The organism is Dysosmobacter segnis, assembly GCF_014297285.1.
Classification (GTDB): Bacteria; Bacillota; Clostridia; order Oscillospirales; family Oscillospiraceae; genus Oscillibacter; species Oscillibacter segnis.
The window spans coordinates 109,785-121,624 of the sequence record NZ_JACOQI010000009.1; the positions used below are offsets into that span (position 1 = coordinate 109,785).

An 11,840-nucleotide genomic window follows, 5' to 3' on the forward strand; every position below is an offset into this window, starting at 1 on the left:
AAGGACGGCGGAATACATCATAGAATTGGAAAGATACAGCAGTTTATTTTCACTTTCGGAGCAAAATACCCCTTTCAGGTTTTCTTCCGGCTCCGATACGCTTCATACCGCGCCTCATCAATCACACCGGCAGCCAGCATCTTCTCTGCCCAGAGCTGCAAGGTCTCCACCGTAATGGAAATGCGTTCCAGCTCCTCCTGAATGTATAGAAAATCCTCCAGCTCATCATCGGAAATTTTGCCGTCAGCCGTGATTTCAATAAGCCGGTCCTTCCGCTTATTCATCGCGTTTAAAGATGCCAGCATTTCCAGCACGATCTGAGACAGGTCCTTGATCTTGACCTCCGGCACATACTCCTGCCCGATGGGACACTGATTGGCGCAGTAATAGTTGCACAGGTCCGGCTTTTTATATTTCTCTGCCATTGTAAGCACTTCATCCGGATGCGGAAAAGAGCGCTCGTTCTCAATCTTTTCTATACGCTCCGGCGGAATGGATTCTAACAGTTCACTCGCGGTCTCTCTGGTAAGCTTCAGGTTTTCTCTGGTCAACTGATATATATTTTTATTCTCTCTGGTGGAAACTCTCGCCATAGCTGTACCCTCACGATCTCAAGTTCAGTTTATCGCTATATAAACAACTTATCATAAAAAGTCTCAATCCGATTGGAATTGATGCCACGTTTGCTGAAAAGCAGATTGAGCCATTTGTAGGTGGTCATATCACTGCCAGCTTCTTGCTAATATTATAATTTGCACTCGCAAGGAAGTAAACAACGATTTAAAAAAACAAGCCGAGGCGTTTGCCCGGCTTGTTCTCATTTATGATAAAACTTCATAGGTCCCTTATATTTGCATCGTTCACTGCTTGGGTTTATGCATGGACACGGGAAAGCTCACGATGGCAGTGAAGAGGTCCGCCATGGTTTCCACCCGGAAGGTGCCGCCGCAAGCCTCGGTGAAGCTCTTAGCAACAGACAGGCCCAAACCGGTGCCGCCATCCGTGCGACTCTCGTCGCCCCGCACAAATCGGGCGGTGAAGTCCACACCTTCCGGCAGCTCATTGCGGGAGGTGTTGCGGAGGGAGGCGACTGCCGCTTTGCCGGTGGTTTTCAGAGAGAGGTAGACGCGGCTCCCAGGCAAGCTGTAATTGAGGGCATTCTGAAGGAGATTCTGGAACACCCGGTACAGGCGCGTACCGTCGGCCGTGATCTCAACCGGCTGCTCCGGCAGGTCAAGCTTGAAGGTCAGGCCGGATTTTTGAATCTCGCCATCCATGTCGGCAAGGGTTTGACGCAGGAGCTTGCCAAAGTCCAGCACCTCCGGCTTCACGGGGAGCTGGTCGCTGGCGGCTTTGCTGATCTCAAACACATCCTGCACCATACTCTTGAGCCGCAATGCCTTTTGCTGGATGATCTGTGCGTAATCCGAGGCCGCTCCCTCCAGCGGCTCCTGCATCAACAGTTCAGAATAGCTGAGGATGGAGGTCAGCGGCGTTTTCAGATCGTGGGATACATTGGAGATCAACTCCACCTTCATGCGCTCACTGCGGGTCTGCTCTGCCACCGCTGCCTTTAGGCCGGACTGGATACTGTTGAGCCGTTCGGCGGTCTCACGCAGGTCTGCATCCGCAGGCAGATCCAGCGGTGTGGTCAACTCGCCGCTCTGGACCGCGGCCACATGGTCGGCCAGCAGCCCAAAATCACGGGCAAGCGCCCGTTCGCGGCGTCCCCACAAAATCGAGGAGAGCAGGCCAAGCACCAGCCAAACGGCGCATATACCCAAGAGTGCGATTTCGTCATAGGTTTCAAGATAAATGTACAAAAGAGCAAAAGAACCCAGCGTGGCGAGAACCGTTGCCAAATTACGAATGGCGATCCGGCGATTGATCCGCTTCTGTATGGGATAGGTCAATTCTTTTTTCCGCATGGCGCTGGATACGGTACGGTATAGGCTCTTGCGTGTTTCGGCGGGATGATAATGGTGGTCATTACGGATGAACCATACCGCCCAGAATAGCCCCAGCGCTGCGCCGGGGTTGAACAACCCCGTACCGAAGCAGCGGAGGGTCTGCATTATCGTATAAGACACATCATCCGGATACCACCAGAGATAGCCGTCAGCAGCCGCCAGCATGGGAACCGTCAGACAAAGCAGGCACAGGAACACCGCAAGGAAGCGCAGTTCCGTCCAGATATGGAAGGTCACTTTGGCGATGGCTTGATCTGCCGCGTACCGCTCCTTCCTCAGCACGAACCATGCTGCAAGCAGCACGAGCCCCACGCAGAAGGAAATTGCAAGCGATCTCCACGCCTCGTGGCTGTTCTGAAGGCTCCGGTATATCCAGTAGAGGGAGTTGTACGAATAGCTGTTGCTGCCCTTGTAGAGAATGGGGATTTGCCGCACAGCCATTTTTATGGTAACCTTTGCCTCTTCCTCGCCGACCTTGAAATTGGTATAGCCGGGGACATTCCAAAGAGAGTCTTCGTCCAGAATGTTATCGCTGTCATAGACGGGCAGCTTTTTGCCGTCCTTCCAAATGGAGACTTTGCCGTCCTCATAGATCAGCAGGAAGTTGTAGCCCTTCGGCAGCTTGCTGTATTCATCCAGCGCTATCCGGTAACCGGTCACTTCTTCCAGATTACTGTATTTTTTTCCATCGGCTGCGTGAATCGCGTAAATTGTGTTTAGATCGTGCTTGTACGCGGAATCCGGGGACGTGTCCTGCGCTTCAGCGGATGATGTTTCATAGCTTGCCATTGGTGTATCCGCAAAGAACCAGATCGTACCTGTTCCGGATACGGTATCCTCAACAGAATAATCCGGATGATACCAGTCCACCGTTCTCCCAACACCTATCGCCAGAAAGGATTCCAGATCGTTGGAGATACGATTGCGGAACACCGGTGTTTCCTGCCAGTCATTCTGCCACCATTCCGCATAATCACTTCCAATAGCCCGGCGTCCTACGGCACCGCACAGACTGCCCAGCGTCAGGCTCACGCCCATGAAAAACGTCAGGAAAGCCGCCGCGGCGCGCAAACCGGTCCCCTTTCTCTGCGGCATTACAGGCTCGATTTCCACAGTTTCAGTTGTGTTGTTCCATTTTGTATCCAATGCCCCACACCACCTTGATATAGTCTGGCTCCTTGGGATTCAACTCGATTTTCTCACGAATGCGCCGGATGTGAACCATCACCGTATTCTCACAGGCGTAGCTGTCAGACTGCCAGACCCGCTGATAGATTTCCTCCGCTGGAAACACCCGTCCGGGATTTCGCATCAGCAGATCCACAATCTTCAACTCTGTGGCAGTGAGCTTTACCAGTTCGCCGTCCGCCTTCAGTTCACGGCGCTCCGGGTCATAGGACAGGCGTCCGTTGACAATCTCGCCCTCACGCTTCTCCGCGTGAACATCTCCCAGCAGGGTGTAGCGGCGCAGCTGGCTCCGTACCCGGGCGGCCAACTCCTGGGGATTATAGGGCTTGGTCACATAGTCATCCGCCCCCATGGAAAGGCCGAGGATCTTGTCGGTATCCTCACTTTTGGCAGAGAGAACGATGACCGGCAGGTTCCGCTTTTCCCGGATGCGCATGAGGGCGGAAAGCCCGTCAAGCTTCGGCATCATCACGTCGATAAGGATGAGCCGTACCGCCGGGTCAAGCGCCTGCTCCACCGCCCCCAACCCATCGTATGCCCTGCGGACGGTATACCCCTCCCGCTCCAGCACGATGGCGATAGCCCCTACGATCTCACGGTCGTCATCGACCACGAGAATACATTCGTTCATAGCGAGTTCCTCCCTTGAAGCTGTCTCTATTGTAGCGGCGGAGCCTTACAAACAAATCGACGAAAGTCTTACGAATTTCTTACAAAGCTTCTAATCAGAAAAATGTGTACAGGTTTTCGGCCAACATAATTTGTTCAGTGCATGACAAATTTAACTTTGTTGAATTTATTTTACCACAGAAAGGATCTGCGCGCCACTTTGTCAACAGGTCCAAATCTTGACGGCACCACTTAAATCCACTCCATCCAACGCATGAACTGCGTTATTGCCGGAGCCATAAATTTTTCTCAGGTCTTTTGCCTGTAAAACATCCACAAATGAGTACCTCCATGAAAAAATCTGTATGTATGAAAGGAAATGATCCTTTGATACATACAGATTATCGCATAGGAATCTTTCCACATTCTTTCCGGCGGAAAATGAAATCTAACAGTTTTGATAGAATTGTTGTTATTTCGGCAGAAATATGGAAAACGTACTTCCTTTTCCCGGAACGGAAGCAACCTTGATATAACCGCCCTCGCCGGATATGATCTGTCGAGCAAGGTATAAGCCGATGCCGACCCCTTCTTGTTTCTGCACACTATTTGAGCGGTAAAAGCGAGCAAATATCTTCGCTTGCTCATTTTCCGGTATGCCTGAACCGGTATCCGATATATCGATCCTTGCAAACATTTCATAGCTTACGGCAGAAATAGTAATGGTGCCATGCTCTGTATATTTGATGGCGTTGTCTACGATATTAGCCAGCGCTTCCGCTGTCCATTTGAAGTCGAATACAGCAAAAGCATCTGTATCCTGCATTTGCAAAGACAATCCTTTTTCAGAAGCCTTGGCGGTATATTGTTCTACTACACTTTCAAGCAGCGGCTGCAGCGCTGCCGGCTGGGGGGAGAGTGAAATGATCCCGTTTTCCAGTCTGGAAAGCTTTACGAGAGAATCGATCAGAAATCGCAGCTTTTCCGATTGTTTGTACAGTGCCTCCACATTTGCCTTCGCCGATGCAGGCAGAGTTTCCTCCATCAAAAGCTCGCTGTATAACAGCAGATTTGCAATCGGCGTTTTTGTCTGGTGGGAGATGTCCGCAATCAAGGTTTTGATTTTGTCTTTTTCCTGCGCTATGTTTTGAGAAGATGCTTCTGCGGCGGAAAGATAGTGCGCAAACTTCGTTTCCAATGCAGATAGCTGGCTTTCATCAAAATTGGTTTCAGAAAAGGAGCCGGTCATGGCAGCGTCCAGCATTCTTTCGATTTCTTCCATCGTTTTTCTGGCCTTTCTCCGCTCCCATAACACAACAGCTGCCGCCGCCAGAAAACACAGCAGTATGATCACAATGCCGGTTTTATTCATCTTTTGTCACCCAGCTATAACCGATTCCATAGACAGTTTTAATGTATTTCTGTGCACCAAGCTTATCCCTCAGACGCTTGATCGTAACAGACAAAGCATTTTCATCCACATATTCTGCGCCATCTGTCCAGATCCGGTCGACAAGGTCTCCACGGATCATGGTTCGACCACGATTTTCAACAAGCAGACGCAGTAATTTTTGTTCTGTTTTACTCAATTCCACTTTTGAATCTCCCACATAAAAGGTCATAGCCTCAAAGTCAAAGTGAAATAGATCCATATGGAACGGCGCATTTTTATGGTTTGACGCTTGCTTTCGCAGTTGGGTATTCACCCTTGCCCGCAAAACCGAAAGAGAAAAGGGTTTGGTAATGTAATCATCAGCGCCCCGCTCCAGTCCGTCTACGATATCCAGATCGGTGTCATTGGCAGTCAGCAGAATAACAGGAACTGCGGGCAGGTTTTCCTTGACCTCCCGAAGCAGCTCAAGCCCACTGCCATCCGGCAGATTGATATCCAGCGGGATCAGGGATACACCGCCGCAAAGCAGCTGTTCCTTCGCCGTTTTTAGGTCTTGGCAGGAAATGATCTGCCGAGCATCTGCTTTCAGCGCTTTGCATAAGCCTTGATTCAAACCGATATCATCTTCAACAATCAGTAATTGCTCCATATATCTCACTCCCTCGTTATTCAAATACCAACATCGTTTCCTTTGGTGGCTTCTCATCTTTGCAGATCAAAAGATAATATCAGCAGCATAATACGATTTAAGAGTACAGATTGTTGGATGGAAAGTCAAGATTTGCATCGCAAATCAAGCACAAGCCGTTGTCACGATATATATCTTCTCGGGAATACTTGAGATAGGTCTCAAAACTAAATGTAGAAGGCAAGATTTACTTTTTTCAAGTAATCTTGCCTTCTATTTTTCGACCGCTTCTACACACAAAATGCCGCATACAGCGGAACAGACTTTAGCCCATCTTTCTCCCCGAAATTCTTGAGCGAAAGTCGGACTGAGTAAGCTGGCTTATAACTGTCCACGAAGACGCTGAGACTACGAGAACGGACATGCTCCCCTTTCTTGACCTCTACGCCGACGATTTGATTGCCTTTTTGCAGTACAAAATCCAGTTCTGCCGTACTGCTACTCTCCCAATAGTATAAATCATAGCCCTTGGCGGCAAGCTGCTGTGCCACATAGTTTTCTGTGACAGCTCCCATGAAAGTATTCCCCTCTCCGGAGAGCACTGTCTGTTGTGAAAGCCCGGATTTCATCGTCAGCAGACCCACATCGCCCATATAGAGCTTGAACGCTGACAGATCAGTATAAACAGCGATCGGCTCAATGGCCTGATTGATGCGCTGGCATTTCAGCACGACACCGGCAAGATTCAGCCATTCGATGGAAGCGCCAAATAGCGCGGCACTCCCCCCCTTCTGCACCACCTTATACTGGAATTTCTTATTGTCTTTGGCCAACTGCGCCGGAATGGAATTGTAGCAGGCACGGATCTTCACGCTATCCGTATTACTGGCGTACTTCGCCATGTCCGCAATGTAGTTATCCAAAATCTCATTCTGCACCAGTGGAACATCCAGAAAACTGCCGCTTTTCAAAAAGGCGTTGATACAGGCCGGCATCCCGCCGATAAGCAGATATTCCCGATACAGTTCGATTGCCTTCTGATGCAGTGCATCAGGCAGCGGTTCCATTTTCTCGTAGGCTCTGCGAATCTCTTCACTAAGGAGTTTCTGGCTTCTTGCCCCAAGGTACTCCTCAAAATCCAGCGGATAGAGCGTAAGCGTCTCCACCTTGCCCACAGGAAACGAATAGTGCTGGCGGTTGATTGCCACACCCAGCAAACTCCCTGCCGCTGCAATATGATACTCCGGCGTTTCCTCGCAGAAATACTTTAGAGCTGTCAACGCACGCTCACTGGATTGGATCTCATCGAAAATGATCAACGTTTCTTCCGGAATGATCCTCTCACCAGTAGACGCCTCAAGATACCGCAAAAGTCGTTCCGGCGCAATATTGTCATTAAAATAGGATGCAATCGTCAGATTTGTCTCCAAATTGATATAGACCACATTTTTAAACTGTTCCTCGCCAAATTTGCGGAGAATGTAAGTTTTGCCCACCTGACGGGCGCCGTTGACGATCAGCGGCAACCGATCATCGGTTTTATTCTTCCATGCAAGCAGTTGTTCTTCGATTTTACGCTCCATTTCTATCACCTCATGGGTATAGTTTAGCTTCGCAAAATCGTTAAGTCAAGAAAAATCTGTCTAAATGCAATTTTTCTTGACTTAAAGATCATTCTCGTGATGTATTGCCTGTTTTCACTCTCTTTCGGGTCTTCACGTGTGAGCCCCTATTAAAAAGAAGTCATAGCTTGCGGATCCTGGTGGGATGAAGTTACCACACCGTTCTAAAAGGAGGCAGCAAACCATGTTCGAGTGCATACGTTCTTTTCTTGTGTTGCATTTTGTATTATCGCTATATAGACAACTTATCACAAAAAGTCTCATTCATTATATTACTCAACGATATCTAACGCAATCCCCGAAAGTCTTTTTACAGTGGAACAAAGTGTGGCTTATGTCCCTATGCCTAAAGGCGGGGTATTACGCCATGACGTCTCCCTCCCGACTGCTTTTCAACGGGAAATCAGTGGTAAACGATACCGTACATTTCATCGCATCAGCCGCATCTCCTTCTCAAACTGCTCCATCGCCTCCTGTCGGCTGGGAACTTGCGCAAGTGTACAGGAAAACTGTTGGCCGAACAGTGGCCGGGACAGTGTCTCCACCCAATGTGTCAGCACCTCCGGAGTGAGGGGGTTCTCCTCCCGGAGAAAGATCACCCCGTAATAGGGCGGTACAGACGGGGAAACCAGCTGTGTCAGCGGGACACCGCTCCGGACGTAAGCGTTGCAGAAATGCATCTCCGGTGAAAAATGCGGATAGTACAGCGCCCCAACGAACCAGTCCTGTTCACCGTTTTTGAGCCGCTCCGCCTGCTCCAGAAAGCTCGGATGATCCGGACTATCCGGCTCCACAAACTCACCGTCCCGAATCGTCTGGTGAAGCGCGGGAAGGTTATAGAAATCAAAATAAAAAAAGGACGCCTCTCCCGCCTCGTCCTCGGTAAGAGAAAATTCAGCCGCATGGAAAGGTTCCCAGCCCTTGCCGCAGCGGAAATAGCCCCACCAGTAGTTCCAGTCATGAATATGCAGATATTTTTTTGATTTGCAACCCATAGATGTACTCCATTCTAACAATGTCGGCACAAGAGGAAATCACAAGAAACTCTCCACCCAGTACTAACAAAAGTCTTTTCTAAGTCCGTCCTTTTTTCAAGGAAGGTGCTCAAAGGCAGTGCGGTGATCTTCTTATCTGCTCACCGGAATGGAGATCTCGAAAACGGCGCCGGTGTCCCCGTTGCGGGCGCGGATGGTTCCCTTGTGCAGGTGGATGATCTCCCGGGTCAGGGCAAGGCCGATGCCGGATTTTCCGCTTTTTCCCATGTAGAAGCGGTCAAAGATGTGGGGAAGATCTTCCTCGGCGATGCCGTCCCCGTCGTCCTGTATCCGTATCGTCGCATTCCGCTTGTCCGTGCGGCAGGTCAGGCGCAGCTCGCTGCGGGCATAGCGTACGCCGTTGGATAGGATATTGGCGACCGCTCTGCGCAGCCGGGTATCGTCGCAGCTGACCATAACGGGCGTTTCGGGGAAGTCCGGCGTGATGGTGATACCGCCGCCGGCGGCTGCCGGCTCCACGGCGCGTATGCTGTCGTATAGCAGTTCCCGAACATCCATCTCAGAAAGGGTAAGCGGCTGCCGCCCCATATCGATTTTTGAGATGTCCAGGAGCTCGTCTACCAGCTCCGTCATGCGGTCGCTTTCCTTCAAGATCACCTCCGTCGCGCTGCCTGTGTCCATCACACCCGCCTGTATGCCCTCCGCATAGCCCTGTATCGCCATCAGCGGCGTTTTCAGCTCGTGAGAGGCATTCTGGAAGAAGGTTTGCTGCCGCTCCGCCTCCTTTTCAATATCCCGGCCAAAGCGAAACCCCAGCAGGCACATGACGGAGGAGATCGCCACTAACACCGCAAAGAACGCCCAGTTCAGCGTTACGATATAGCGGGTGATGGGGGCGATGTCTATGTACATGATATAGGCGTACGGTTTTTCCCAATCGTCCTGCTCATCCTCCACGGACATGAAGATCAGATGATGCCTGTCTGTTTTGAAGGTATAGCATTGATTGAGCGACAGATCCCGCCCCTTGCAGTATTCCAGCAGTTTTTTCTCCAAGCGATATGCGTCCCTGTTCCAACCGCTTGATTGATTGGTATTATCCAGCTCTAAAAATACGATGCTGGGCGTAAGGAAGTGCTCCTCCGCATCATTCCATTCATCGTCAAAAAAGGATCCATCGTCGGTATAGGGGATGGTACGGTTTTGGTACTGTGCCTCGCTGATGAGCGCCTTTTTTGCCTCACGCACAAAGTGTGCTGGTATAATGAGGTTCACCGCCAGCATGAACAGCGCAAAGAGCAGCAGAGCCGAGCAAAGGATCAGGTACACGATCCGCAGTTTGATGTTTTTCATGTACACTCCGCTCCCTTCAGCTTATAGCCAAAGCCCCATATCGTGCCTACGCTGACGGTGCTGCCCGCTTGCAGCAGCTTTTTCCGGATACGGCGCAGCGTTTCGTCGGTCACGCGGGTCTCCACCTCTGACCCGAATCCCCACACTTCATTAAGCAGTTCCTCTCTGGAATATGCCTTTTCCGGCTGCCTCATCATATAACCGAGCAGTCGCAGCTCAGTCTGGGTCAGCGCCACCGGCACAGTTCCGCAAAAGATAGCGTTTTCCGTGGCGGAATAGTGGATGTCCCCATAGTGCAGTTCACCGCCCGCCGCTGCGGACTTGCCGCGATCCATCTCCACACGGCGCAGCAGGGCCTTGACCTTCATCAGTAATATCGTTGGGCGAAAGGGCTTGGTAAGATAATCGTCGCTGCCCTGACTGATGCCCATGACGTAGTCCAGCTCGCTGTCCTTGGCCGTAAGCAGGATGATGGGAATGTCGGAAAGCGTACGCAGTTCCCTGCACACCGTCAGTCCGTCCGTGCCGGGCATCATGATATCCAGGATCACCAGTTCCGCAGGCTCCTGACGAAACGCCTCCAGCAGCGCGTCACCGCTTTCAAAGGAGCGCACGGTATAGCCGTCGCTTGTAAGGAAGCTGTGCAGCAGTTCCCGGATGCTCTTTTCATCGTCCGCCAAATAGATAGAATGTTCCATGCGTCCTCCTTGCAAGCAGCGCCAAATGCTGCGCACAGGCGCAGCATCGGCACGATGTTGATTTTATACTATCAGAATATCTCCTTTCCGTCAAAGGGGGCAGATGCCGCTTTCGCAGCCGGTGTTGCCCCAGATGGAATTGTACAGTTCGCACAGCTGGCTGTCGATCTCCGTAAGACGGTTGTAGTCGGCGATCAGCGCGTCCTTTTCCGCATCGGTCAGGAAGCTCAGGCTGCGGATGAAGGCGGCCTCTTCATAGTTTTCGAAGTCATAATCGTCCGGCAGATCGAAGTATGCTTCATCTACCTTGTCCCACAGGTCGGCGTGCTTTTCGCAGACGCGGTCATACTCCTGCTCCAGGGTGTCGATTTCGTCCAGCACTTTGGGGTCGGCCTTTTCCAGTGCCTTCTCGTAGAGCGACATATTGTCGCAGTCGGGCAGCTGAGCGTACAGCGTCTCCATCTCGGCGTCAAGGCCGTTCAGCTCCTTGATATCTGCCAGAAGCGTTTCCTTCTCCGCTTCCGTCAGAGCGTTGGTGTTGCGGATAAATGCCGCCTCGTCAAAGTTTGTGAAGTCGTAGTCGTCGGGCAGGGCGTTGCAGATTTCGTCCAGCTTTTCCCACAGCGCCGCGTTTCTCTGGAAGATGGCGTCGCTCTTCTCTTCCACCGCCTCGATCTGCTCCCAGATGGCGTCCTCGTTCTCGGTTGCGATGGTAGTTGCAGGCTCTGCCGTGTCAGGCGCAGCCGCCAAAGCTGCGGTCGATGCGCCGATAGCTGATACCACCAACGCCAGTGCCAGCGCAAGGCTCCAAATCGTTTTCTTTTTCATAGTATGTTACTCTCCTTTTTTATTGTTTGGTTGTGTATCAACCATGTCTGTAGCATACCAGAGATCATCTTGGATTTCCCCCGCGAAAGTGCGGAAAAAGTGTCACAGATTTGTCACAGCATCCGTGCTGCAGGCAAGAAGGTACCCTCTTTTCCATAGAATGCTCGAAAAGTGGGTTTCATTCAGTTTACACTTGCGGATAAAATCGGTATAATTACATACAAGCCGAAACCGTTATAGACAAAGAAGTCTGTTGAAGCGCATCGGAGGTACGCATTATGCCAAAACCGAAATGGAATGATGCCGGGGTCAAAAGTATAGGAAATTTCTGAAAATGGAATAAGCAGCCAACCTTACCACCCCCCAAATCTATTGTGTTATAATGGTTATAGATTTGAAGGGTGGTAAGGTTTATGTCATTTAAAGTAAACAGCAGTCAGCAAATATCTTTCAATGACAGTGTATTTTCACTTACTGCTCGCGAAAAAAAGGCACTTGATAATTCATGGGCGAAAATATTTGCGGATGAGATTTTTCCCAATATTGATGAAGAAAG

At 50.7% G+C, this 11,840-nt stretch carries 10 protein-coding genes; all 10 read right to left on the minus strand.

All coding sequences use genetic code 11. From position 1 onward, the window contains the following. Nucleotides 1–74: 74 nt before the first annotated feature. The 10 genes from H8Z83_RS10800 to H8Z83_RS10850 all read right to left on the minus strand — a co-directional run bounded on the left by H8Z83_RS10800 (nucleotide 75) and on the right by H8Z83_RS10850 (nucleotide 11,284). Complete coding sequence (locus H8Z83_RS10800; protein WP_243184934.1) at nucleotides 75–425, minus strand: XRE family transcriptional regulator; 351 nt, start codon at nucleotides 423–425, stop codon at nucleotides 75–77. A gap of 435 nt (nucleotides 426–860) precedes the next feature. Next, nucleotides 861–3,116 carry a sensor histidine kinase gene (locus H8Z83_RS10805; protein WP_187015029.1) on the minus strand — a complete coding sequence of 752 codons (2,256 nt, stop codon included), beginning with the start codon at nucleotides 3,114–3,116 and terminating at the stop codon, nucleotides 861–863. Then, on the minus strand, nucleotides 3,088–3,789 hold the full coding sequence (locus H8Z83_RS10810) for a response regulator transcription factor (protein ID WP_187015030.1): 702 nt from the start codon (nucleotides 3,787–3,789) through the stop codon (nucleotides 3,088–3,090). Before H8Z83_RS10810 ends, H8Z83_RS10805 begins: the two co-directional genes overlap by 29 nt. Before the next feature lie 450 nt (nucleotides 3,790–4,239). Further along, nucleotides 4,240–5,139 carry a sensor histidine kinase gene (locus tag H8Z83_RS10820; RefSeq protein ID WP_187015031.1) on the minus strand — a complete coding sequence of 300 codons (900 nt, stop codon included), beginning with the start codon at nucleotides 5,137–5,139 and terminating at the stop codon, nucleotides 4,240–4,242. Further along, on the minus strand, nucleotides 5,132–5,809 hold the full coding sequence (locus H8Z83_RS10825) for a response regulator transcription factor (protein ID WP_187015032.1): 678 nt from the start codon (nucleotides 5,807–5,809) through the stop codon (nucleotides 5,132–5,134). The genes H8Z83_RS10820 and H8Z83_RS10825 overlap by 8 nt, the downstream gene beginning before the upstream one ends. A gap of 269 nt (nucleotides 5,810–6,078) precedes the next feature. Beyond that, nucleotides 6,079–7,371, minus strand: coding sequence for an ATP-binding protein (locus H8Z83_RS10830; RefSeq protein ID WP_187015033.1), 1,293 nt, complete (start codon nucleotides 7,369–7,371; stop codon nucleotides 6,079–6,081). Between the two features lie 467 nt (nucleotides 7,372–7,838). Further along, nucleotides 7,839–8,405 (minus strand): hypothetical protein, encoded by a 567-nt coding sequence (locus H8Z83_RS10835; protein ID WP_187015034.1) that lies wholly within the window; start codon nucleotides 8,403–8,405, stop codon nucleotides 7,839–7,841. A 132-nt stretch (nucleotides 8,406–8,537) separates the two neighbouring features. Further along, nucleotides 8,538–9,758: a sensor histidine kinase gene (locus tag H8Z83_RS10840; protein ID WP_187015035.1), complete on the minus strand. Its 1,221-nt coding sequence runs from the start codon at nucleotides 9,756–9,758 to the stop codon at nucleotides 8,538–8,540. Continuing rightward, nucleotides 9,755–10,456, minus strand: coding sequence for a response regulator transcription factor (locus H8Z83_RS10845; protein WP_187015036.1), 702 nt, complete (start codon nucleotides 10,454–10,456; stop codon nucleotides 9,755–9,757). Before H8Z83_RS10845 ends, H8Z83_RS10840 begins: the two co-directional genes overlap by 4 nt. 90 nt (nucleotides 10,457–10,546) lie before the next feature. Further along, a complete protein-coding gene (locus H8Z83_RS10850; RefSeq protein WP_187015037.1) occupies nucleotides 10,547–11,284 on the minus strand; it encodes a hypothetical protein in 738 nt (245 codons plus the stop codon). Between the last annotated feature and the right edge of the window lie 556 nt (nucleotides 11,285–11,840).